Annotated in this window: 27 protein-coding genes and 1 pseudogene; 21 read left to right on the top strand and 7 right to left on the bottom strand. The window is 65.1% G+C overall.

The genetic code is table 11. The features are described from left to right. Nucleotides 1-1,237, bottom strand: a 1,237-nt coding sequence (locus tag J1M87_RS06805) for a DUF222 domain-containing protein (protein ID WP_206488728.1), incomplete at its 3' end; no start/stop codon positions are given. 80 nt (nucleotides 1,238-1,317) lie between these two features. After that, entirely contained in the window at nucleotides 1,318-2,301 is a 984-nt protein-coding gene (locus J1M87_RS06800) for a LysR family transcriptional regulator (RefSeq protein WP_206488727.1), read from the bottom strand. 77 nt (nucleotides 2,302-2,378) lie between these two features. On the opposite strand from J1M87_RS06800, the gene J1M87_RS06795 reads away from it, so the two are divergent. Beyond that, entirely contained in the window at nucleotides 2,379-2,795 is a 417-nt protein-coding gene (locus J1M87_RS06795) for a DUF5997 family protein (protein WP_374222357.1), read from the top strand. On the opposite strand, the gene J1M87_RS06790 is transcribed toward J1M87_RS06795, so the two are convergent. From J1M87_RS06790 to rhtB, 3 genes are read right to left on the bottom strand one after another with little or no spacing between them, the layout of a single operon-like run. Further along, entirely contained in the window at nucleotides 2,792-3,175 is a 384-nt protein-coding gene (locus J1M87_RS06790) for a YchJ family protein (RefSeq protein WP_206488726.1), read from the bottom strand. The two genes, J1M87_RS06795 and J1M87_RS06790, sit on opposite strands and share 4 nt — an antisense overlap. Further along, complete coding sequence (locus tag J1M87_RS06785) at nucleotides 3,172-3,366, bottom strand: hypothetical protein (protein WP_206488817.1); 195 nt, start codon at nucleotides 3,364-3,366, stop codon at nucleotides 3,172-3,174. The genes J1M87_RS06790 and J1M87_RS06785 overlap by 4 nt, the downstream gene beginning before the upstream one ends. Next, nucleotides 3,363-3,989 carry a homoserine/homoserine lactone efflux protein gene (gene rhtB / locus J1M87_RS06780; RefSeq protein WP_206488725.1) on the bottom strand — a complete coding sequence of 209 codons (627 nt, stop codon included), beginning with the start codon at nucleotides 3,987-3,989 and terminating at the stop codon, nucleotides 3,363-3,365. Before rhtB ends, J1M87_RS06785 begins: the two co-directional genes overlap by 4 nt. 81 nt (nucleotides 3,990-4,070) lie before the next feature. Between rhtB and J1M87_RS06775 the strand changes: the two genes are divergently transcribed. From J1M87_RS06775 to hisI, 12 genes are all read left to right on the top strand, one after another. Continuing rightward, nucleotides 4,071-4,538, top strand: coding sequence for an SRPBCC family protein (locus tag J1M87_RS06775; protein WP_206488724.1), 468 nt, complete (start codon nucleotides 4,071-4,073; stop codon nucleotides 4,536-4,538). 113 nt (nucleotides 4,539-4,651) lie between these two features. Beyond that, entirely contained in the window at nucleotides 4,652-5,170 is a 519-nt protein-coding gene (locus J1M87_RS06770; protein WP_206488723.1) for a DinB family protein, read from the top strand. A gap of 89 nt (nucleotides 5,171-5,259) precedes the next feature. Next, on the top strand, nucleotides 5,260-6,618 hold the full coding sequence (gene hisD / locus J1M87_RS06765) for a histidinol dehydrogenase (protein ID WP_206488722.1): 1,359 nt from the start codon (nucleotides 5,260-5,262) through the stop codon (nucleotides 6,616-6,618). Continuing rightward, entirely contained in the window at nucleotides 6,615-7,745 is a 1,131-nt protein-coding gene (locus J1M87_RS06760) for a histidinol-phosphate transaminase (RefSeq protein ID WP_206488721.1), read from the top strand. The genes hisD and J1M87_RS06760 overlap by 4 nt, the downstream gene beginning before the upstream one ends. Next, nucleotides 7,742-8,365 carry an imidazoleglycerol-phosphate dehydratase HisB gene (gene hisB / locus J1M87_RS06755; protein WP_206488720.1) on the top strand — a complete coding sequence of 208 codons (624 nt, stop codon included), beginning with the start codon at nucleotides 7,742-7,744 and terminating at the stop codon, nucleotides 8,363-8,365. The genes J1M87_RS06760 and hisB overlap by 4 nt, the downstream gene beginning before the upstream one ends. A 61-nt stretch (nucleotides 8,366-8,426) precedes the next feature. Then, a complete protein-coding gene (locus tag J1M87_RS06750) occupies nucleotides 8,427-9,545 on the top strand; it encodes an MFS transporter (RefSeq protein ID WP_206488813.1) in 1,119 nt (372 codons plus the stop codon). Next, a complete protein-coding gene (gene hisH / locus J1M87_RS06745) occupies nucleotides 9,542-10,171 on the top strand; it encodes an imidazole glycerol phosphate synthase subunit HisH (protein WP_206488719.1) in 630 nt (209 codons plus the stop codon). Before J1M87_RS06750 ends, hisH begins: the two co-directional genes overlap by 4 nt. After that, complete coding sequence (locus tag J1M87_RS06740; protein ID WP_206488718.1) at nucleotides 10,168-10,374, top strand: hypothetical protein; 207 nt, start codon at nucleotides 10,168-10,170, stop codon at nucleotides 10,372-10,374. Before hisH ends, J1M87_RS06740 begins: the two co-directional genes overlap by 4 nt. 92 nt (nucleotides 10,375-10,466) lie before the next feature. Further along, complete coding sequence (gene priA, locus J1M87_RS06735) at nucleotides 10,467-11,201, top strand: bifunctional 1-(5-phosphoribosyl)-5-((5-phosphoribosylamino)methylideneamino)imidazole-4-carboxamide isomerase/phosphoribosylanthranilate isomerase PriA (protein ID WP_206488717.1); 735 nt, start codon at nucleotides 10,467-10,469, stop codon at nucleotides 11,199-11,201. A gap of 7 nt (nucleotides 11,202-11,208) precedes the next feature. After that, nucleotides 11,209-12,039, top strand: coding sequence for an inositol monophosphatase (locus J1M87_RS06730; protein ID WP_206488716.1), 831 nt, complete (start codon nucleotides 11,209-11,211; stop codon nucleotides 12,037-12,039). Then, nucleotides 12,036-12,809: an imidazole glycerol phosphate synthase subunit HisF gene (gene hisF / locus J1M87_RS06725; RefSeq protein ID WP_206488715.1), complete on the top strand. Its 774-nt coding sequence runs from the start codon at nucleotides 12,036-12,038 to the stop codon at nucleotides 12,807-12,809. Before J1M87_RS06730 ends, hisF begins: the two co-directional genes overlap by 4 nt. A 15-nt stretch (nucleotides 12,810-12,824) precedes the next feature. Then, entirely contained in the window at nucleotides 12,825-13,178 is a 354-nt protein-coding gene (gene hisI, locus J1M87_RS06720) for a phosphoribosyl-AMP cyclohydrolase (protein ID WP_206488714.1), read from the top strand. Here hisI and J1M87_RS06715 read toward each other — a convergent pair. Beyond that, nucleotides 13,169-13,675: a MarR family winged helix-turn-helix transcriptional regulator gene (locus J1M87_RS06715; protein ID WP_206488713.1), complete on the bottom strand. Its 507-nt coding sequence runs from the start codon at nucleotides 13,673-13,675 to the stop codon at nucleotides 13,169-13,171. The two genes, hisI and J1M87_RS06715, sit on opposite strands and share 10 nt — an antisense overlap. Nucleotides 13,676-13,763: 88 nt before the next feature. Beyond that, nucleotides 13,764-14,225 (bottom strand): peroxiredoxin, encoded by a 462-nt coding sequence (locus J1M87_RS06710; RefSeq protein ID WP_206488712.1) that lies wholly within the window; start codon nucleotides 14,223-14,225, stop codon nucleotides 13,764-13,766. Between the two features lie 124 nt (nucleotides 14,226-14,349). Between J1M87_RS06710 and J1M87_RS06705 the strand changes: the two genes are divergently transcribed. From J1M87_RS06705 to J1M87_RS06670, 8 genes and pseudogenes are all read left to right on the top strand, one after another. Further along, entirely contained in the window at nucleotides 14,350-15,918 is a 1,569-nt protein-coding gene (locus J1M87_RS06705; protein WP_206488711.1) for an anthranilate synthase component I, read from the top strand. Beyond that, nucleotides 15,915-16,598 carry a TIGR02234 family membrane protein gene (locus J1M87_RS06700; protein ID WP_206488710.1) on the top strand — a complete coding sequence of 228 codons (684 nt, stop codon included), beginning with the start codon at nucleotides 15,915-15,917 and terminating at the stop codon, nucleotides 16,596-16,598. Before J1M87_RS06705 ends, J1M87_RS06700 begins: the two co-directional genes overlap by 4 nt. Before the next feature lie 59 nt (nucleotides 16,599-16,657). Then, a complete protein-coding gene (gene trpC / locus J1M87_RS06695) occupies nucleotides 16,658-17,467 on the top strand; it encodes an indole-3-glycerol phosphate synthase TrpC (protein ID WP_206488709.1) in 810 nt (269 codons plus the stop codon). A gap of 95 nt (nucleotides 17,468-17,562) precedes the next feature. After that, nucleotides 17,563-18,873: a tryptophan synthase subunit beta gene (gene trpB / locus J1M87_RS06690; RefSeq protein WP_206488812.1), complete on the top strand. Its 1,311-nt coding sequence runs from the start codon at nucleotides 17,563-17,565 to the stop codon at nucleotides 18,871-18,873. Further along, nucleotides 18,870-19,673 carry a tryptophan synthase subunit alpha gene (gene trpA, locus J1M87_RS06685; protein WP_206488708.1) on the top strand — a complete coding sequence of 268 codons (804 nt, stop codon included), beginning with the start codon at nucleotides 18,870-18,872 and terminating at the stop codon, nucleotides 19,671-19,673. The genes trpB and trpA overlap by 4 nt, the downstream gene beginning before the upstream one ends. Beyond that, nucleotides 19,670-20,725, top strand: a complete 1,056-nt coding sequence (gene lgt, locus J1M87_RS06680) for a prolipoprotein diacylglyceryl transferase (RefSeq protein ID WP_206488707.1) — start codon at nucleotides 19,670-19,672, stop codon at nucleotides 20,723-20,725. The genes trpA and lgt overlap by 4 nt, the downstream gene beginning before the upstream one ends. Beyond that, nucleotides 20,718-21,620 (top strand): NINE protein, encoded by a 903-nt coding sequence (locus J1M87_RS06675; RefSeq protein WP_307830740.1) that lies wholly within the window; start codon nucleotides 20,718-20,720, stop codon nucleotides 21,618-21,620. The genes lgt and J1M87_RS06675 overlap by 8 nt, the downstream gene beginning before the upstream one ends. 39 nt (nucleotides 21,621-21,659) lie before the next feature. Next, nucleotides 21,660-21,889: pseudogene (locus tag J1M87_RS06670) on the top strand (hypothetical protein); the annotation flags it as partial.

Raw genomic sequence — 21,889 nt, 5'->3', positions numbered from 1 at the left:
TGATGGCGTCGCGGATGGAGACGCGGGAGCCGGTGGCGGTCATGGCGTAGCCGCAGCCGGCGTCGAGGTCTTTCAAGGTCATGGTGATGATGGCGGTGACGGGTAGGCCGCGGTGGGTGCCGAGGGTCCCGGAGGCGAGCGTGTGCCGGAGCGCCAGTTTCAGGGCGTCGTGACAGCGTTCGCGTTGACTGCGCGGATCACGAGCGGCGGCGGCGTCCCGTGCCGCGGTGGCTGTCGTTTCATCGTCGGCACTGTTGCTGGAGTCGGCAGTGTTACTGGATTCGCCACTGTTACTGGATTCGGCACTATCACTGGAGTCGGCAGTGTCCTCGGGTGTTGTGTCATCCCACAGGTGTGTATCGCCATTGTCTGCTGGACCGGACGTCGGCTCGGGCTCGGGCGCACGGGACGTGCTGTCGGTGTCGTCGTGCACGACTGATGTGGGGTCGGCGGGGTTGTTCACTCCGGGTTTCGCGGCTTTGGAGAACAAGGCCTCGAGGTAGGCGCGTAGTTCGGGGTCGACGCAGAAGCTGCCTTCCGACATCCCGTCGGCACCCTGCTCACCGAGATAGAAGAACGCATCACGTCGCTTCCGGGGCTTCGGCTGTCCGTCCTCGCCCTCGTCGTGATCGCCGTCAGGGTTGAGGATCGAATCCAGGTGCGCCACCAACGGGGCGAAGTCGTCGGGCCGCCTGGTCGATGCGAAGCCCACCAACTGCTGTTCGGCGAGATCGCGGGTCTGCGGATCGACGTCCCTAGGCAGATGGCGGAAGAACTCGCGGATCATCTGCACGTGCTTGGAGTCGAGCAACCCGGCCCGTAATGCTTCGGCGGTGTGCGGCAGCAGTGCGGGCAGGACGTCACCGGACAATGCTGTCCGGTCGCCCAACTCCGCAGCCAGGCGTACCCGTGCTCCGGCGGCGCGTGGGGTGATCCGCAGCATCCACGCCACCGACGCCGGTACCGACCCCGGATATACATCGAGGCCGTGTTGAGCGATGAGTTCGTTGAGCCAGGTGTGCGAGTGCGCCGTCACGGACCTCGTGAGAGCGTCCATGCGTTGGATCACCGCGCGCCGGTCGGCGTTCGTCCACGACACCGACGCCTGCCCGGCCAACGCGGCGACCGCGGACTCGACACGAGCGACCAACACCGACAATTCGGGGTCGGACACCTCGGGGGCAGGCGGCACCGTCTCGATGCCGTCCACCCCTGATCCGCCGTCCCCCGAAAGCATGCACGAAATCTATCGCGACCCACCGACACACTTTCGAACACACGTTCCTATACGGACCGGAGTGTCTCCTGGAGGCCTGTTCAGCGCCGCTTGCCGCTGCGCCGGGCGTTCGTTTTCGTCTTGGCCACGGGGCGAGCAGGTTTGGACGGGTGAGCCTTCTTCTTCTTGGCCGGAGGCGCATCTGCTGAACCGCGTGAACTGCGGGTCGATCGCCCGCGAACGATGCCGATGAATTCCTCGATGAGCTCGCTCTCACGATCTGCGACCCAGGCCAACGCGATCTGGGTGTGCTCGATGTCGGTCACCGGGCGGTACACGAGGTCCTTGCGGGCATTGAATCGGGCGACCGAATGCGGAACGATTGCCACCCCCAATCCGGCAGCGACGTACTCGAATGTCTCTGCGACGGAGTTCATCGGGGGTAGTTCGGGTCGATCCCCGGTGACGAGTTCGGTGGCCACCGCAGCCCATTCGGGTGCTGTCGCAGGATCGGCAAGCAGATGTTCGTCAGCGAGATCGGTTGCGGTGACGGAATCGAATGCGGCCACCGGGTGGTCTTTCGGGACCACCACGACTTGCACTTCCTGGTACAGGCCGATGGCGTTGAGCCCGTCGCGATCGAGGGGCGGACGGACGAAGCCGACATCGACCGTTCCGTCGCGCAGGCACGAGACCTGTGAGTTCGGTGTGGTGGCCACTACCGACAGCGCGATGTCGGGAAACCGATCTGCCCAGATGCGGGTCCACTTCGTCAGCGTCACCCCTTCGGCAAAGCCGATGGTGAACGTCGATGGCTCCGCCGCAGTGACCCGTTCGCGCTCGAGACGTCTATCGTCCTCGGCGATCTCCACCAGCGCCCGAGCCAGCAGGTCTCGGCCCTCGGCCGTGAGTTCGGTGGGCGAGGCTCCCGGTACGAACAGCTCGACGCCGAGCTGCTCCTCCAGTTCGACCACGGCCTTGCTCAGGCGGATTCGCGAGATTCCCAGCGACTGGGCAGCGCGGGCGAAATGCAGTTGCTGCGCCACCGCCGCGAACCAGCGCAGTGTCTGCACATCGATATTCACGTCCCGAGCCTATGGGACGAGCGGGGGCGCGAGCGACCGTGGCGTCGAGAGCGCGCAGTGCCGGATAAGCTGATGCGGTGAGCCCGGAGAACAAGCAACAGACCATGAAGCCATTGACCGCGGCGAACAAGCTCGGCATCTACCTTCCCGCAGCACCCGAAGAATTTCAGAACTCGATGGTGAGCCGGTCCGAGCTGGACGCCCTACGCAGCGATCCGCCGCAGTGGCTGACCGATTTGCAGACCAACGGACCATTTCCCCGCGACGTCATCGCGAAGAAGCTGGGTGTCTCGATCGCCGGTCTGGCCCGCGGCGGTGTCACCGAAGCGTTGACCATCGACGCCATCGACGAGCTCATCGCCAGCCCGCCGCAGTGGCTCGTTCGAGAGCGCCGCACTCAGATCCAGGTTCGCAAGGATGCCGAACGGATCAAAGAGAAGCAGCAGGCGCGTCGTGCTGCAGGGAACCGGCCGACCAAGCTGCGCAACCTCTAGCGCGAGAGCAGTCCGTCGAGGTAGAGCCAGTGGCCGCCGGTACGGACGAATCGACTTTCCTCGCTCATCGTCCCCGCCCCCTCGGGGTGCTTGTAGTGCGCTCGGAACTCGACGGTTCCCACGTCGTCGAACAGCCCGCCCGCCTCGATCGACACGATATCGAGTCGATACCACCGCTGATCGGGGTCCAGTTCGAGCTCGTCCGGAACGGTATCGGGATGCCATGACGCGCGGAGGTAGGCCGCGTCACCGACGGCGAACGCAGTGAATCGAGACCGCATCAGCTTCTCGGCCGTCGGCGCGCTCGCATCGCCGCGCAGATACGGCGCGCAGCACGCGTCGAACGTGTCACCACTGGAACACGGGCAGCGCCGACTCACTCGTCGACGACTTCCTGATCGTGTGGCCGTTCCCCCGACTCCACTTCTACCGTGTAGGTGCCGAGTTCGTGCTCGTCTCGTTTGCCGACGTCCTGGATCCAGGTGTTGGCTTCGAGCAGAGTGTCGAACAGTCCCAGTGGAATCGGATCGCCGCCGAGGGCGTTCTTCATGATCACGCGGTACTTCTTCACGGGGTCACCCGCCGAACTGTGGCAAGGAACGTTGCGGCGGCGAAGAACATCCCGGCGAACGAGCGATTCATCATCTTCTGCTGACGGTGCGAGCGCATCAGTCGCAGTACCCGAGACGCCAACGAGGTATAGCCGGTCATCACCAGCATGTCCACCGCCACCATCGTGCCCGCGATCACGAGGTATTGGGGAACGAGTGGCTGCGCCGGCTCGAGGAACTGGGGCAGCACCGCCACCATGAACACGACGGCCTTGGGGTTGCTGGCATTGACGAGGAAGCCCCGTACCAGCATCGTCGTTCCGCGATCGGCCACCACGGGCGCGTCGGCGACGTCGGTGGGGCCTGCCCGCCACTGCCGAACTCCGAGATAGACCAGGTAAGCAACGCCGAACCATTTGATGGCGGTGAACGCCAGCGCGGAGTTGGCCAGAACAGCCCCGAGTCCGACGGCGACGATGCCGATCTGTACCAGCAGACCGATCTGCAGCCCGAGGATGTTCCAGTACCCGCGGCGGAGTCCGTAGCGAAGGCCGGTGGACATCGATGCGATGGCACCGGCGCCGGGGGAGAGACTGATGACGACGCTTGCACCGAGGAATGCGAGCCACACTGACCAGGACATGCGTTCATTGAACTACGTCGGTCAACTGGGATTCCGCTCGACCGGTGGTGTCGGATCGCTCGCAGTGGGTACGCGTACGAGATGGCAGAGATCAGAACCATCGATACCGGACATCAGCAGGTCAGCAAACAAGCCGAGGTTCAGGCCCCTGCAGCCGAACTGTTCGACATCGTTGCCGATCCCCGTCGGCACGGTGAACTCGACGGATCGGGGACCGTCAAGGACACCGTTCGGGGCCCCGAACGGCTCAGTACCGGAGCGAGGTTCTCCGTTGGCATGAAGCAGTACGGCGTGCCGTACAAGATCACCAGCACCGTCACCGAGTTCGTCGACGCGGACAAGCACAAGATCGTCGAGTGGCAGCACCCGATGGGTCACAGCTGGCGCTGGGAGTTCGACGAGAAGCAGCCGGGCGTGACGACGGTCACCGAGAGCTTCAAGTACGGCACGGCCAAGGCTCCGAAGGTATTGGAGTGGTTGAAGATGCCGCAGAAGAACGCACAGGGAATCACGAGCACCCTGCAGAAACTGGCTGCCCGTTACATGTGACTCCAGGCGGGCGTCGCGGGGTGGCCACAATCGGAGGTCCGCGGTGCAATCGCAGTACGACCGTGCCGATTGTGGACACTCGGCGCGGTCGTTCCTGATCTATTGTTCCCACCATGCCGATCGATCCCGATACGAAGAACTGGACGTGGGTACTCGAGCGAGCCTGCCCGGATTGCGGGTTCGACTCGAGCGCCGTCCGGTACGAGGACATCCCCGAGCTGATCCGCGCCGACATCGAGCGCTGGGTCGCGGTTCTGGACCGAGACGACGTGGCCGTTCGACCCGATGATTCGACGTGGTCTGCACTCGAATACGCCGCGCATGTGCGCGACGTACATCGGATATTCCGCACCCGGTTGGCGCTGGTCCTCGCCGAGGACGACCCCGAGTTCGCCAACTGGGATCAGGACGCGACCGCGTTGGCCGAGAACTACAACGAGCAGAATGCCGCGGTGGTGGCGGCAGAGCTCGCTGACGCTGCCGCTGCGCTCGCGGACGCCTTCGCCGCCGTTCCTCCCGGGGACAGACAGCGGACGGGTAGGCGCAGCGACGGATCGAACTTCTCCGTCGAGTCACTGGCCGCGTACTACATTCACGATCCGATTCATCATCTGTGGGACGTGCGAGGCTGAGGCATATTCGGTGGAACTATCCTGGTGGTTCGGACAACACTGATCCGACCGAACCCCGGCACCGACACGACTTCACGAAGGGGCCCATTATGCCTGCCCGCATCGAGCTCGCCCGCGTCGATCTACGCGGACGAACTCCATCCACCGCCGAACTACGTGGCGCACTTCCCCGAGGCGGAGTGGATGTCGATTCGGTGCTGCATCAGGTTCGCCCCGTCGTCGACGCCGTCCGCGAACGCGGCGCCGAGGCTGCGCTCGAGTTCAGTGAGAAGTTCGACGGAGTCCGGCCGGATCGTATTCGAGTGCCGCAGGAAGATGTGGACCGCGCCCTGTCCGAACTGGACCCCGATGTACGCGCAGCGCTCGAGGTGGCGATCGAACGCACTCGTCTGGTGCACTCCGATCAGCGCAGAACCGACCACACCACGCAGGTGGTACCCGGCGGAACCGTGACCGAACGCTGGGTCCCCGTCGATCGAGTGGGGCTCTACGTACCAGGCGGCAACGCGGTGTACCCGTCCTCGGTGGTGATGAATGTGGTGCCGGCGCAGATCGCCGGCGTCGGTTCGCTGGTGGTGGCCTCGCCGCCGCAGAAGGATTTCGGCGGTCTGCCCCACCCGACAATTCTGGCCGCAGCGGCGCTTCTCGGCGTCGACGAGGTGTGGGCAGTCGGCGGCGGTCAGGGGGTCGCGCTGCTGACGTACGGCGGAACAGACACCGACGGCGGTGAGTTGGCACCGGTCGATCTGATTACCGGTCCGGGAAACATCTACGTCACGGCCGCCAAGCGACTGTGCCGCTCACTCATCGGAATCGACTCCGAGGCCGGACCTACCGAGATCGCGATTCTCGCCGACGCCACCGCGGACGCGATCCACGTGGCAGCCGATCTGATCAGCCAGGCCGAGCACGACGTCATGGCCGCCAGTGTGTTGGTCACCGACAGCGTCGAACTGGCCGACGCAGTGGACGAGGCCGTCAACGCGCAGATGCCGTCCACGCGGCATGCAGAGCGGGTGGCCACGGCCCTGAACGGCAGCCAGTCCGGGATCGTGCTGGTCGACGATGTCGCCCAGGGGTTGGCCGTGGTCAACGCCTACGCGGCCGAGCACCTCGAGATCCAGACCGAGGACGCGTCCGAGGTCGCGGCGCGGGTGCGCAGCGCCGGTGCGGTATTCGTCGGCGCGTGGTCCCCGGTGAGTCTCGGTGACTACTGCGCGGGTTCGAATCACGTTCTTCCGACGGCCGGATGCGCTCGTCACTCCTCGGGGTTGAGTGTGCAGACGTTCCTGCGTGGGATCCATGTGGTGGACTACAGTGAAGCGGCGCTGAAAGACGTTGCTGCGCACGTGATTGCGCTGGCCAACGCCGAGGACCTGCCGGCGCACGGGGAAGCGGTGCGGTTGCGGTTCGAGGGCCTGCGGCCGGCAGCCGAGGTGACATCGTGAACAACGCACTGGGACAGTCGGTATCGCTCGAAGATCTGCCACTGCGTGCGGCTCTGGTCGGCAAGTCTGCGTACGGCGCACCGCAGCTGACCGTGCCGGTTCAGCTGAACACCAACGAGAATCCGCATCCGCCGACGAAGGCGTTGGTCGACGATGTGACCGAGTCGGTCCGTGTTGCCGCAACGCGGCTGCACCGGTATCCCGATCGCGATGCCGTCGAGCTGCGGACGGACCTCGCGCGCTACCTCTCCACCTCGACAGGATTCTCGGTCGGGGCGGCAAACGTGTGGGCCGCCAACGGTTCCAACGAAATTCTCCAGCAATTGCTGCAGGCGTTCGGTGGGCCGGAGCGCACCGCACTCGGCTTTGTGCCCTCGTACTCGATGCACCCGATCATCTCCTCGGGAACGCAGACCGAATGGATCCCGGCCAAGCGTCGCGCAGATTTCTCGCTCGACGTCGATTACGCCGTGCAGGCAATCGAGGAACGTCGTCCCGACGTCGTGTTCGTCACCAGCCCCAACAATCCGACGGGGCACAGCATCGATGAGGCGGATCTGCGTCGCATTCTCGATGCCGCGCCGGGCATCGTGGTGGTCGACGAGGCCTACGCGGAATTTTCCTCGGCCGTGAGTGCAATCGGACTGATCGAGAGTTACCCCAGCAAGATCGTGGTCAGTCGCACGATGAGCAAAGCGTTCGCCTTCGCGGGAGGTCGGCTGGGATATTTGATTGCGGCTCCGGCCGTGGTCGACGCAATGTTGTTGGTGCGCTTGCCTTATCACCTCTCGGTAGTCACGCAGGCCGCTGCTCGAGCTGCGTTGCGGCACGCCTCGGACACCCTCGGCAGCGTTGCCGAGCTCGCCGCCGAGCGCGACCGAGTGGCCCGTGCATTGAGCAGCCAGGGCTACGAGGTGGTGCCGTCCGACGCAAACTTCCTGCTCTTCGGCCGATTCACCGATGCGGCTGCGACCTGGCAGCGGTACCTCGACGAAGGCGTACTGATCCGGGACGTCGGAATCGCAGGATATCTGCGCGTCACCATCGGCCTGGTGCACGAGAACGACAGATTCCTCACCGTCAGCGCAGAACTTGCTTCGACCGAAAGAGCAGAGGCTCAGCAGTGACCACACCAGCTCCCCGTATCGCCAAGATCGAGCGCACCACCAAAGAGTCCGACATCTCCGTCGAGCTGAACCTCGATGGCACCGGTGTCGTCGACATCTCCACCGGTGTCCCGTTCTACGACCACATGCTCACCGCGCTGGGTACCCACGCACGCTTCGACCTGACAGTTCGAGCGAAGGGCGATGTCGAGATCGAGGCGCATCACACCGTCGAGGACACCGCGATCGTGCTCGGTCAGGCGCTCGGGCAGGCGCTCGGTGACAAGGCAGGCATCACCCGGTTCGGTGATTCGTTCATTCCGATGGACGAGACGCTGGTGCACGCGGCTGTCGATGTGTCCGGGCGTCCGTACTGTGTGCACAGCGGTGAACCCGAGTACATGGTGCACTCGGTCATCGGCGGTTACCCGGGCGTTCCGTACTCCACGGTGATCAACAAGCATGTGTTCGAGACCTTGGCGTCCAATGCTCGAATCGCGCTGCACGTCCGGGTGATCTACGGCCGGGACCAACACCACATCACCGAGGCCGAGTTCAAGGCGGTTGCTCGGGCGCTGCGGCAGGCCACCGAGTACGACCCTCGCGTGACCGGAATTCTCTCCACCAAGGGAAGTCTGTGATCGAACGACCCGCGCTCGTAGGTTGAGCGGTCTGTTCTCCATTCGCGGTCTTCCGGCCGCGATGGGGATGGGGGCAGCGGCGTTCGGCGGCTGGGGCTTGCTGCTTCCGGTGATACCGCTGGCGGTGTCCGAGTCCGGGGCCTCCGATGCAGTGGCTGCGGCCAGTACCGCGATTTTCATGGCAACCACCGTGATCACGCAGCTCTTCGTACCTCGAATGCTGCAGCGAGCAGGTCACCGTGCGGTGCTCGCCGCCGGGTGCCTTCTGCTGGGCGTTCCGGCGTTGTTGTTCATCGTGTCCGTCGAGGCCGTCCCGGCACTGGCCGTGTCCGCGGTGCGGGGGACGGGTTTCGGCATGTTGACCGTGGCAGGTGCGGCCATCGTGGCCGAACTGGCCCCGATTGCTCAGCTCGGCCGCGCCACGGGCGCACAGGGAATTGCCGTCGCATTGGCGCAGGTGCTCACGTTGCCGCTCGGGTTGGTGATCTTCGCGGTGAGTCCGACGGCGGTGTTCGTGCTCGGGGCCGTAGTGCCCGTTGCGGGACTGGTAGGTGTGGCGCTGTTGCCTCCCACCAGGCCTGCGGCAAGGCCGCCCACCGCCGAACGAGTTCGGCTCGAGGTGCGTTGTTTCCTCGTTCCTTGTCTCGCGGTGGCCACGGTGTCGGCAGCGTACGGGGGAATCACCAGTCTGCTTCCGATCGCCGAATCGGACCGGGCTGCGATGATCGGCCTTTCGCTCGCCGTGGTGAGTGCAGCGATGCTCGTCGGCCGGTACGTCGCCGGATCGGTTGCGGATCGCGTGGGCATCGGTCGCTCGGTAGTTCCTGCGCTGGTCTCGGCAGCGGTCGGCATCGCCGTGTTCGCGATCGCCGCGCTCGGTGCCATGCCTGCGGCCCTGTTCTTCGTCGCCGCCGTTGTGTTCGGGATCGGTTACGGCGCTTGCCAGAACGACAGTCTGGTGATGGCCTTCGACGCGGCAGGCCCAGCTCGGTACAGCAATGCCAGCGCCGTCTGGAATATCAGCTTCGACGCGGGCACCGGTGCGGGCGCGCTCGCACTGGGCGTACTGGCCACGAGCGTCGGGTATACCGCTGGATTCACCGCAGCAGCGGCCGCTGTCGTCGCGGTCGCAGTGGTGGCGCTGATCGCCCGGCGCACCCCCGATAGACTTTCCCCATGACTTCTGTGGTGTTGCTCGATTACGGCTCGGGCAATCTGCACTCGGCGAAGCGGGCCTTGGCCCGAGTCGGTGCCGACGTGACCGTGACCTCGAACTTCGACGAGGCTCTCGACGCGCAGGCGCTGGTCGTTCCTGGTGTCGGCGCGTTTGCGGCATGCATGGAGGGCCTGCTGGCCGTGGGTGGTGACCGGATCATCGGGCGTCGTCTGGCCGGGGGACGCCCGGTATTGGGAATCTGCGTCGGAATGCAGATCCTGTTCGATCGAGGAGTCGAGTTCGGCGTCGAAGCCGAGGGCTGCGGGCAGTGGCCGGGCACCGTCGAAAGACTGCGCGCCGACGTGCTGCCCCACATGGGCTGGAACACCGTCGAGGCACCCGAGAAGAGTGTGCTGTTCGACGGCATCGACCCCCAGACCCGGTTCTATTTCGTTCATTCCTACGCCGCCCAGCAATGGGAGCTCGAACCCAGCGAGATCCTCGCTGCGCCGATGCTCACCTGGGCCGATCACGGCGGCCGATTTCTCGCCGCAGTGGAGAACGGGGTTCTGTCCGCCACTCAGTTCCACCCGGAGAAGTCCGGGGATGCCGGAGCGGCGCTGTTGGAGAACTGGGTCCGGTCGGTGTGAGCGAGCGCGAGTTCTCGCTCGGCCGATTGGCTTTCCGGGCACTCGGCGCGGCGGTGGCGGTACTGGCCCTTGCCACCGCACTGATCGTCGTACTGCAACCGAGCGCAGGCATTGCTCTGGTCATCGCGCTGGCCGGGGTCGTCGGAGCGATCGTGGCCATGGGCGTGGTGTCCACGCGCATGACGCGCAAGGAACTCGGGTAGGTGCGCGTGCACCGCCAGATGCGGTGCGACCGACGAACCCAGGGACGACCCGTTTTGAGTTCGTTGCTGTTCGGCCAGTAGCATAATCGCACGTGAGCCTGGTCTTATTGCCTGCTGTCGATGTCGCAGGCGGCGAAGCTGTCCGTCTCGTTCAAGGAGAAGCCGGAAGCGAAACGAAGTACGGGTCGCCTCGCGACGCCGCGCTCGCTTGGCAGAACGACGGCGCTGAATGGGTCCATCTGGTCGACTTGGACGCGGCGTTCGGGCGAGGGTCCAATCGTGAACTGCTCGCGTCGGTCGTCGGTGAGCTCGATGTGCAGGTGGAACTGTCGGGCGGTATTCGTGACGACGAGTCGCTGCGTGCGGCGCTGGCGACCGGTTGCGCCCGCGTCAATCTCGGTACCGCGGCCCTCGAGGATCCCCAGTGGTGTTCCCGCGCGATCGGCGAGTTCGGCGATCGAGTTGCGGTCGGTTTGGACGTGTTGATCGTCGACGGCGCACCCCGACTGCGTGGCCGAGGTTGGGTCAGCGACGGCGGTGATCTGTGGGAGGTTCTCGACCGACTCGAGCGCGATGGCTGCTCGCGTTACGTGGTGACCGACGTGACCAAGGACGGCACGTTGACCGGACCCAACCTCGAATTGCTCGCCGACGTCTGCGCCAAGACCGACAAGCCCGTCATCGCATCGGGAGGCGTGTCCACGATTGCAGATCTCGAGGCGATAGCCGGGTTGGTCGATCGCGGGGTGGAAGGCTCCATCGTCGGAAAGGCGCTGTACGCCGGACGTTTCACCCTCCCGGACGCCCTCGCAGCGGTGTCCCGGTAACGCAAGAATGACCCTTCCCGAGGAACCGACTCGCCTACTGGAGATCGCCGGTGGGTTGCTCGACGGTATCCACGATCGGTTCGTCGCCGGTGTCGGCGCGCCGAGCGCGCTGCAGAAGGGCCCCGACGATTTTGCCACCGCGGTCGATCTCGAACTCGAACGCCGCCTGAGCGCGGAGTTGCACGAGGCCACCGGAATTGCTGTTCACGGTGAGGAATTCGGTGGACCGGATCTGAACTCGGGTCTGGTCTGGGTGCTCGACCCGATAGACGGCACATTCAACTACTCGTCGGGATTGCCCTCGGCCGGAACATTGTTGGCGTTGCTCGACGACGGCGCTCCGGTCCTGGGACTGACCTGGTTGCCGTTGGTGGATCAGCGCTTCGCTGCCGTGGCCGAGGGCCCGCTGATGCTCAACGGGGTCGCCCTGCCGAGCCTACGACCGAAAGAGTTGCGCGAGTCCATGATCGGGTTCGGTGCGTTCAACGTCGCCAGTCGGGGCCCGCTACCCGGCCGATTCAGATTCCGCATCCTCGAACAATTGTCGATGCATTCCTCGCGGCTGCGTATGCACGGCGCCACTGGAGTGGATCTGGCCTACACGGCCGGCGGTGTCCTGGGCGGTGCCGTGGTGTTCGGCCATCGGGCCTGGGACAACGCAGCCGGTGCGTTGCTGGTGCGCGCCGCAGGCGGAGTGGTGACCGATCTGGCCGGCGAGCCGTGGACGGTCGATTCGACGTCGGTGCTCGCGGGCGCGCCAGGGGTGCACGCCGAACTGCTGAAGGTGATCACCGAACTCGGTGACCCCGTCGACTATCTGGAAGGACCGGTGCGATGAGCGTCGCGGTCAGAGTGATTCCGTGCCTGGACGTCGATGCAGGACGCGTCGTGAAGGGCGTCAACTTCGAAAACCTCCGAGACGCAGGCGATCCCGTCGAACTGGCGGCTGCCTATGACGCGCAGGGGGCAGACGAGCTGACGTTCCTCGATGTCACCGCATCGACCTCGGACCGAGGCACGATGCTCGACGTCGTCAGCCGCACCGCCGAGCAGGTGTTCATCCCACTCACTGTGGGCGGGGGAGTGCGGACCGTCACCGATGTCGATCGTCTGTTGCGAGCCGGAGCGGACAAGGTCAGCGTCAACACCGCCGCCATCGCCCGACCAGAGCTGCTTCGCGAGCTCAGCGAACGCTTCGGCTCGCAATGCATAGTGCTCTCGGTCGACGCACGCACCGTTCCACAGGGGCAGCAGGACACCCCGTCGGGCTGGGAGGTCACCACGCACGGCGGCAAACGTGGCACCGGAATCGACGCCGTGCAGTGGGCGGTGCGTGGTGCCGAATTGGGCGTCGGGGAGATTCTGCTCAATTCGATGGACGCCGACGGCACGAAAGCCGGGTTCGATCTACCGATGATCGCGGCCGTCCGCTCGGCCGTGCATGTACCGGTGATTGCCAGTGGGGGTGCAGGTCGCGTCGAGCATTTCTCACCCGCTGTGCACGCCGGAGCCGACGCCGTGCTCGCCGCGAGCGTGTTTCATTTCGGCGATCTCACCATCGGCGAGGTCAAGGACGCGATGCGCGCCGAGCGCATCGTTGTCCGATAGCGAAGAGGTTCTCCGATGACACTCGATCCGAGCTTGTCCGCGAGGCTCAAACGCAACGATGCCGGACTGTTCAGTGCCGTGGTGCAGGAACGGTCGACCGGTCAGGTGTTGATGGTCGCGTGGATGGATGACCAGGCGCTGGCCCGCACGATCGAAACCCGTAAGGGCACTTACTATTCGAGGTCCAGGCAGCAGTACTGGATCAAGGGGGAGACGTCGGGGCACACACAGTACGTGCACGAGGTCCGGCTCGATTGCGACGGTGACGCCGTGCTCGTGATCGTCGATCAGGTCGGTGCGGCCTGTCACACCGGCGCGCACACCTGCTTCGACGCCGACGTTCTGTTGGGTCCCGAGTCTCAGGCCTGACCGGTTCCTGCTGCGATTGCCTTGTCCAACTGCGCGAGCAGCGTCGAACTGAGCGTCGTGAGATCACTGACCTCGGAATCGGTGAGCCCGTCGAAGATCAGGGCCTGCACGGTAGCGACATGGCCCGGTGCCGATGCGACGACCTTGTCCATTCCGGCGTCGGTCAGGACGGCATGAGATCCGCGGCTCCCCGGAATGCTTTCGCGCCGAATCCATCCGGCTTTCTCCAGCTTGGTGACGACATGCGACAGCCGCGAGAGTGACGCGTTGGCGTATTCGGCCAAGTCTCGGAGCTGAATGCGGCGCTGTGGGTGCTCGCTGACGACTGCGAGAACGAAGTAGTCGAAGTGGGTCAGTTGCGAATCTCGTTGGAGCTGAGTGTCCAGTGCTGCCGGGAGCCGAGTGACCAAGGCTACCAACGACCGCCAGGCCTTCTGCTGTTCCTCGGTGAGCCAACGGGATTCCGCCGTGTCCTTCGATGTCTCCGACGCTTCCATCGCGGGGGAACCTCTCGATCAAGATGGTTGTGGTCTGCACATGATGCCTCGAGCTTCCCCCCGCTCGGGCATCACCTCGTTCGACACCCTAAGAACTGTGTGCGCGCAGGTACTCCAGAGCCTTGTCGGCATGGGCTTCGAATCGAACTTCGCTCGAGAAGGTTTCGAGCACCTTCCGGTCGGTGCCGATGACGAAGGTTGCGCGCTTGACCGGAGAGAGCTTGGCGAGCAGTCCGCGTTTGACCCCGAACGCGGCGGCGACGGTGCCGTCCTCGTCGGAGAGCAGGGGGTAGTCGAACGACTTCGACGCGGCGAATTCTGCCTGCTTGGCGACGGCGTCGGCACTGATTCCGACCCTGGTGGCTCCGACCTCGGCGAACTCGGAGGCCAAGTCCCGGAAGTGGCACGCTTCGGCGGTGCAGCCGGGGGTGAATGCGGCCGGGTAGAAGAACAGCACGATCGGGCCGTCGGTCAACAATTCGGTGAGCGTTCGAGTCTGTCCGGTCTGGTCCGGAAGGGAAAAATCGGGAACGAGCTCGCCTGGTTTCATGTGCTGCACGTTACCGCGACCGGCAAGAGGTGGGGGGCAGGAGCGGAGCCTGCGGAGTGACCAGGGATCGTCAGGAGCGGAGCCGCGGAGTGACCCGTTGGGTCGAACCTGGGAGGATGGAACGATGCACGGCGAGACGACCACCGACCCCAGCCCCACCCGCGAGACCGATCCTTCGGACTCGACCACCTCCCGCGAGGTGTTTCGGCAGCTCGCCGCCGAGCATCGAGTGGTGCCGGTGACGAGAAAGGTGCTCGCAGACTCCGAGACTCCGCTGTCGGCGTATCAGAAGCTCGGGGCGGATCGGCCCGGCACATTCTTGCTCGAGTCCGCTGAGAACGGACGTTCGTGGTCGAGGTGGTCGTTCATCGGTGCCGGTGCTCCGGCAGCGTTGACCGTGGTCGACGGCGAGGCGGTGTGGCGAGGCAATGTTCCTGCCGGGGTGCCGAACGGCGGCGATCCTCTCGAGGTGTTGGCGCGGACGTTGGAGTTGTTGCATTCGGAGCGGGTGCCTGGTCTGCCTCCGTTGACCGGTGGCATGGTCGGCTACCTCGGCTACGACTCGGTCCGGCGGATCGAGAAGCTGCCCGAGCACGCTCAGGACGATCTCGGTGTTCCGGAGATGGTGATGTTGCTCGCCACCGATCTTGCGGCCGTCGACCATCACGAGGGCGCGATCACTCTGATCGCAAACGCGGTGAACTGGGATGGCTCCGACGAACATGTCGACCGTGCGTACGACGATGCTGTTCGGCGGCTGGACCGGATGTGTGCGGACCTGTCGAAGCCCGCTGCCTCCACCGTTTCCACGTTCGCCAAGCCCGCCCCGAAGTTTCGCAGGCAACGGACTTCCGAGGGCTTCGGCACCGATGTCGACCGCCTGGTGAAGGAGATCGAAGCCGGGGAGGCGTTCCAGGTGGTGCTGTCGCAACGTTTCGAGATGGACACCGAGGCTTCTCCGCTCGACATCTATCGGATGCTGCGGGCGTCGAATCCCAGCCCGTACATGTATTTGATGCACGTTCCCGGCGCCGACGACGAGACGGCGTTTTCCATTGTGGGATCCAGCCCGGAGGCCCTGGTGACGGTGGTCGACGGCCTCGCGACCACTCACCCGATCGCCGGTACGCGCTGGCGCGGCACGTCGGAGGAGGAGGACGTGTTGCTCGAGAAGGATCTGCTTGCGGACGAGAAGGAGAACGCCGAGCACCTGATGCTCGTGGATCTCGGCCGAAACGATCTCGGACGTGTCTGTGCTCCCGGCACGGTTCGGGTGAGCGACTATCGACATATCGAGCGTTACAGCCACGTCATGCATCTGGTGTCGACGGTCACAGGCCGCTTGGCGGAGGGCAAGCGTGCCCTCGACGCGGTCAAGGCGTGTTTCCCGGCCGGCACATTGTCGGGTGCTCCGAAGGTGCGCGCGATGGAACTGATCGACGAGTTGGAGCCGACCCGGCGCGGCATCTACGGCGGCATCGTCGGGTATCTCGATTTTGCGGGTGACGCAGACACGGCCATCTCGATTCGCACGGCCCTGGTCAAGGACGGCACCGCGTACGTTCAGGCCGGTGCGGGAGTCGTGGCCGACTCGGTCGCGGAGTACGAAGACGACGAAGCGCGAAACAAGGCGATGGCAGTGTTGGGAGCCGTCGCGGCAGCGGAGTCGCTGCGCGAGGTCGGTGGCCGATGACCGAAGGATCCGGGCGTCGCAGTTCCGCCGCAGTTCCCGTAGCGCTGCTGGTCGTGGCGGCGGCGTGCCTGTGGGGTGCGTCGCGGATGACGTGGGTGCGGGTGACGTCCGCCGACGGTCTGGGAGAGGGCCGAACGGACTCACTTCTGGGTAGCACCTGGGCCGCTGCCACCACTCCGTTGGCGCTGGTGCTGTTGGCCGCAGTTGCGGCGTCGTTCGCGGTGCGAGGGTGGGCCCTGCGGGTTCTGGCCCTGCTGATTGCAGCGGTGGCCGTCGCGGCCGCGATCCCGGCTGTTCGATTGCTGACCGCCGGAGCCTCCGATGCCCAGTCTGCGGCGCTGGCCGAACTGCCGGCCAGGGCCGAGGTGTCGTCGACGGATGTCTCGGTTCTGCCTGCGATCGTCACGCTGATCGGGGCGCTCTGTGCCTTGGCTGCGGCCGTGGTGTCGATTCGGAGAACATCTGCCTCGCAGGTACTCTCGTCCAAGTACGACGCTCCGGCAGTGCGCCGTGACGAGGTGGCGCGGCGCTCCCGCATTTCCTCGGCGGAGAACAGTGCACGGGACGAGGGCGAGGACCTCACCGAACGCATGATGTGGGATGCACTCGACGCCGGGGAAGACCCTACCGACGAGTCCGGCACCCCGCGTTCGTCGGATCGACACGGCCCTCTACGCTAGGTCCGACGGCGATGAGATTCCTCACATCGAATGTCGACGCTCAGAAAGGACTGGGGCACATGACTGTTCTCGACTCGATTCTCGACGGAGTCCGGGCCGATGTGGCCGCTCGTGAATCGGTGGTCGATTTCGCCGCCGTGAAAGCAGCAGCGAAGGCAGCCCCGGCACCGCTCGACGCGGCAGCAGCCCTGCGTGAGGACGGTATCGGTGTCATCGCCGAGGTCAAGCGCGCCAGTCCGTCCAAAGGTGCGTTGGCCGACATCGGGGATCCGGCAGTGCTGGCTCGCGCCTACGAGCAGGGTGGTGCCCGCGTCATCAGCGTCCTGACCGAGGAGCGCCGTTTCCACGGTTCCCTCGCAGACCTCGACGCGGTGCGCGCTGCCGTCTCGATCCCGGTGCTGCGCAAAGATTTCATCGTCGGTCCGTACCAGATCCACGAGGCGCGAGCCCACGGTGCCGACGTCATTCTGTTGATCGTGGCGGCACTCGAGCAGGACGCACTGACCTCACTGCTCGATCGCACCGAGTCGCTGGGGATGACGGCGTTGGTCGAGGTCCACACCGAGGCCGAGGCGGACCGTGCGCTCGAAGCGGGTGCCACGGTCATCGGAATCAACGCGCGCAACCTCAAGACCCTCGAGATCGACCGTGACAGTTTCAGTCGCATTGCGCCTGGTCTGCCCAGCGAGATCATTCGTATTGCAGAGTCCGGTGTGCGGGGCACAGCCGATTTGCTCGCATACGCCGGTGCCGGGGCGGACGCAGTACTGGTCGGCGAGGGCTTGGTGACTTCGGGCGATCCACGCACCGCTGTCTCGGACCTGGTGACGGCGGGAACCCACCCGTCGTGCCCCAAGCCCGCGCGCTGACCATGTCCAGGTGAACCGGCACCCGACCCGAGCGCGGCGATAGTCCGCCTCTGGGGCACACTGGACCGGTGAGCACCAGCAATTCTTCAGGCACCGTGGACGCCGCGCAGGCAGTCCGCTTCAAGGGCGCTGATCTGCCGCAGAGCAGCATCGGCCTCACCGAACGCAGCCCGCACGAGCCCGATGTGGGCGGCCATTTCGGTGTCTATGGCGGCAGATTTGTGCCCGAGGCGCTGATGGGCGTCATCGAGGAAGTCACCGCCGAGTACGAGAAAGTCCGTAGCGACAACGAGTTCCTCGGTGAACTCGATCGGCTGCAACGCGACTACACCGGGCGTCCGTCCCCCGTATTCGAAGCGAGCCGACTGTCCGAGCACGCCGGCGGCGCTCGGATTCTCCTCAAGCGAGAAGACCTCAATCACACCGGTTCTCACAAGATCAACAACGTTCTGGGCCAGGTTCTCCTGGCGAAGCGGATGGGCAAGACTCGGATCATCGCCGAGACCGGGGCCGGCCAGCACGGCGTGGCAACCGCCACCGCCTGTGCGCTCCTCGGGCTCGAATGTGTCGTGTACATGGGTGAGGTCGATACCGAGCGCCAGGCGCTCAACGTTGCCCGGATGCGTCTGCTCGGATCGAGCGTCGTGGCCGTCAAATCGGGATCGCGCACGCTCAAGGATGCGATCAACGAGGCCCTGCGCGACTGGGTCACCAACGCGCACAACACGTATTACTGTTTCGGGACCGTCGCAGGGCCACATCCGTTCCCGGTCATGGTGCGTGACTTCCAGCGCATCATCGGCCTCGAAGCGCGTCAGCAAGTGCTCGCGTCCACGGGGCGACTGCCCGACGCCATCGCGGCCTGTGTCGGTGGCGGGTCCAACGCGATCGGAATCTTCCATGCGTTCATCGACGACGCCGACGTCCGCCTGATCGGCCTCGAAGCGGCGGGCGATGGTGTCGATACCGGCAGGCATGCTGCGACCATCAGTGGTGGCTCACCGGGTGCGTTGCACGGTGCGTACTCGTACCTCCTGCAGGACGAGGACGGCCAGACCATCGAATCTCATTCCATCTCGGCCGGTTTGGACTATCCGGGTGTCGGTCCGGAGCATTCGTACCTGCACGACATAGGGCGGGCCGAGTATCGCGGCATCACCGATACCGAAGCGATGAACGCGTTCGAGTTGTTGTGCCGCACCGAGGGCATCATTCCGGCCATCGAGTCCGCGCATGCCGTCGCAGGCGCGTTGACCCTCGGCAAGGAACTCGGCCAGGATGCGATCATCCTGGTCAACCTGTCCGGACGCGGCGACAAAGACGTCGACACCGCGGCCGAATGGTTCGGTCTGATGGACCGGAACGGCGAAGCGAACGTCGACGACGAAGCAGGTGTCAAGCCATGAGCAACAACGACTCTCGCCTTTCCGAGACTTTCGCGCAGTGCCGGGCCGAGGGGCGCGCAGCTCTCGTCGGTTACCTCCCTGCGGGTTTCCCGACCGTGCAGCGCTCGATCGAGGTGGTCGAGACGATGGTCGACGCCGGATGCGACATCGTCGAGGTGGGTATTCCGTACTCCGATCCCGTGATGGACGGCCCCACGATTCAAGCGGCAGCAGATGTTGCGATGCGTGCCGGTGCCCGGGTCAAGGACGTGTTCACTGTCGCCGAGAAGGTCGCGGCCGCAGGTGGAAAACCTGTTGTCATGACCTACTGGAACCTGGTGCTCAAATACGGCATCGAGAACTTCGCGCGAGACTTGGCCGGTGCCGGTGGGCTCGGAATCATCACCCCGGACCTCATTCCGGACGAAGCACAGGAGTGGATCGAAGTCTCCGACGCCTACGGACTCGATCGCATCTTCCTCGTGGCCCCCTCGTCCACCGAGGAGAGGCTCGTCAGCACAGTCGAGGCCAGTAGCGGGTTCGTCTATGCCGCGTCGACCATGGGCGTCACCGGTGCCCGGGACGCAGTGTCCTCGATGGCCCCGGCGCTGTCGGCCCGTATTCGTCAGCATTCCGACATTCCCATCGGGGTCGGCCTCGGGGTTCGCTCCGGAGCGCAGGCGGCCGAGATCGCACGCTATGCCGACGCGGTCATCGTCGGTTCGGCGTTGGTCAGTGCCGTGGACAAGGGACTCGACGCGGTCCGTGAGCTGACGACGGAACTGGCCGAGGGTGTCCGTTCCGCTAACGTAGCGTCGTGACTTCGACTGCAGTCCTGGCCTACATTCCCAGCCCGCCGCAGGGGGTGTGGCACGTCGGACCGCTGGCACTACGGGCCTACGCCCTGTTCATCATCATCGGCATCGTCATTTCGGTGGTGTGGGGTGATCGCCGCTGGGTCGCGCGAGGTGGAACCAAGGGGACCGTCCTCGACGTCGCAGTGTGGGCCGTCCCGTTCGGCTTGCTCGGCGGACGTCTGTATCACGTGGCCACGGACTGGAAGACCTACTTCGGTCCCGGCGGACGGCCGATCGAGGCGCTGTACGTCTGGAACGGCGGTCTCGGAATCTGGGGAGCAGTGTTCCTCGGCGGCGTCGGTGCCTGGATTGCGTGCCGACGACGCGGCATTCCGCTACCTGCGTTCGGTGACGCGGTCGGACCGCCGATTCTGCTGGCCCAGGCGATCGGGCGCATCGGCAACTACTTCAACCAGGAACTGTACGGACGCGCTACGACGCAGCCGTGGGGTCTGGAAATCTACGAGCGCGTCGACGCGAACGGTCGGCTAGATCCGCTGAACGGCGTCTCGACCGGGTTCGTGGAGAGGGTCGTTCATCCGACGTTCCTGTACGAGCTGCTCTGGAGCGTCGCGATCGTCGCACTGCTGGTGCTGGTCGACCGCAAATACACGATCGGTCACGGACGACTGTTCGCGCTCTACGTAGCCGGATACTGCGCCGGACGGTTCTGGGTGGAACTGATGCGTGACGACTTCGCCACGAAGATCGCCGGCATCCGCATCAACAGTTTCACCTCGGCCATCGTCTTCGTTCTGGCCGTCGCATACTTCTTGATCGCCACGAAGGGCCGTGAAGACCCCGCCACGCTGAAGTCCAACGACGATCAGGACCTCGACGGGGGCGAGGCACGCGCCGATGCGTCCGGGCAGTCGGTGGAGAACTCGAACGCGGCTGACCCGAGCGCGACCGAACCCGGCACCGATGAGGCCGGCACCGAAGTGGGCCGAGCCGATGCGCAGGACACGCAGGCGTCTGACAAGAAAGCAGAGGAAGAAGGCAGTACCCGTGGTTGATTTCGACAAGACCCCCGGCACAGATCCGCAGCGCGACTCCAGCGCGGGTGACTCGAAGGACAACGAGGTGACGCCGACGAGCTCGTTCGGCACGCCGTTCGACTACGATGCCACCGCCGAAGCGTCTCTCTCGGAACCGCCCGCCACCTCGGAGTCTGCGCCATCGCACGGTCCTACCGGGTCCACTGGGCCAGGTTGGGACACCTACTCGGGCATCGGAAACGGGCCGGGTTGGTCGAGCACACCGAGTTACCCTGCGCCCAGCTCGGACGGCAGCGCAGACCAATCGTTCAGCGATTTTCCTCCCACCTCTGGCTACCCGCAGCAGGGCTATCCGCAGCAGGGCTATCCGCAACAGGGCTACCCACAGCAGGGCTACCCGCAACAGGGCTACCCGCAACAGGGCTACCCGCAACAGGGCTACCCGCAACAGGGCTACCCACAGCAGGGCTACCCACAGCAGGGCTACGGTCAGCAACAGAATCTCGGTCAACCCCAGGGTTACGGGCCGCAGGGATACGGGCCGCAGGGCTATGCACAACAAGGCTTCGGCGGACCCTCGGGCTACCCGGGTGGGCCGGTGTTCGGTGCCGGTCCCGACGCGCCGTACGGCCGCGACCCGGTCACCGGTCTGCCGCTGTCGGACAAGTCCAAGGTCGTCGCTGGCTTGCTGCAGTTGCTCCTCGGCTGGTTGGGAGTGGGCCGCTTCTACCTCGGTAGTACCGGAATCGGCGTCGCACAAGTGCTGCTGTTCTTCTCCGGCGTGCTGCTCCTCGCGGTGTTCGGCCTCGGTCTGATAGTGCTGTTGGGCCTGTTCGTGTGGCACGTGACAGACGGAGTTCTGATACTGGTGGGCAATGTAACCGACCCTCAGGGGCGAAAACTGCGAGACTGATGCCCTCGTTCGTATCGCACCGTCGTAAGGGAGCTCGAAGTGAGTGAGGCAGACCCATCGTCATCGGACGGATCGTCGAAAGACGAATCGAATCCGTCCGAGCCGAGAATTTCATTCGAGAAGCGCACTCCCTCGGACTCCGGTCCTGTGTACGGCGCACCCGACCCCAAGTACGCCACACCCCAGTACGGCACTTCCGAAGATGGCGCGTCCGATGGGCAATTCGGACCGTCACCCGGAGCCGGCTATCCGCCCCCCACCGATGGTTC

Origin of the sequence: Rhodococcus sp. KRD162 (assembly GCF_017168335.1) — a bacterium.
In the GTDB taxonomy this organism is placed as follows: Bacteria; Actinomycetota; Actinomycetes; order Mycobacteriales; family Mycobacteriaceae; genus Rhodococcoides.
Note: the sequence above shows the minus strand (reverse complement) of the source record. Positions and strands in the feature narration are given on the sequence as shown.

Coding starts and splice junctions, on each gene's coding strand:
- rhtB (WP_206488725.1), bottom strand. CDS start 3,989: ATGTCCTGGTCAGTGTGGCTCGCATTCCTCGGTGCAAGCGTCGTCATC.
- hisF (WP_206488715.1), top strand. CDS start 12,036: ATGAGCGTCGCGGTCAGAGTGATTCCGTGCCTGGACGTCGATGCAGGA.
- J1M87_RS06715 (WP_206488713.1), bottom strand. CDS start 13,675: ATGGAAGCGTCGGAGACATCGAAGGACACGGCGGAATCCCGTTGGCTC.
- J1M87_RS06750 (WP_206488813.1), top strand. CDS start 8,427: ATGGGGATGGGGGCAGCGGCGTTCGGCGGCTGGGGCTTGCTGCTTCCG.
- trpA (WP_206488708.1), top strand. CDS start 18,870: ATGAGCAACAACGACTCTCGCCTTTCCGAGACTTTCGCGCAGTGCCGG.
- hisI (WP_206488714.1), top strand. CDS start 12,825: ATGACACTCGATCCGAGCTTGTCCGCGAGGCTCAAACGCAACGATGCC.
- J1M87_RS06710 (WP_206488712.1), bottom strand. CDS start 14,225: ATGAAACCAGGCGAGCTCGTTCCCGATTTTTCCCTTCCGGACCAGACC.
- J1M87_RS06775 (WP_206488724.1), top strand. CDS start 4,071: ATGGCAGAGATCAGAACCATCGATACCGGACATCAGCAGGTCAGCAAA.
- hisD (WP_206488722.1), top strand. CDS start 5,260: ATGCCTGCCCGCATCGAGCTCGCCCGCGTCGATCTACGCGGACGAACT.
- hisH (WP_206488719.1), top strand. CDS start 9,542: ATGACTTCTGTGGTGTTGCTCGATTACGGCTCGGGCAATCTGCACTCG.
- J1M87_RS06770 (WP_206488723.1), top strand. CDS start 4,652: ATGCCGATCGATCCCGATACGAAGAACTGGACGTGGGTACTCGAGCGA.
- J1M87_RS06730 (WP_206488716.1), top strand. CDS start 11,209: ATGACCCTTCCCGAGGAACCGACTCGCCTACTGGAGATCGCCGGTGGG.
- trpC (WP_206488709.1), top strand. CDS start 16,658: ATGACTGTTCTCGACTCGATTCTCGACGGAGTCCGGGCCGATGTGGCC.
- J1M87_RS06705 (WP_206488711.1), top strand. CDS start 14,350: ATGCACGGCGAGACGACCACCGACCCCAGCCCCACCCGCGAGACCGAT.
- J1M87_RS06700 (WP_206488710.1), top strand. CDS start 15,915: ATGACCGAAGGATCCGGGCGTCGCAGTTCCGCCGCAGTTCCCGTAGCG.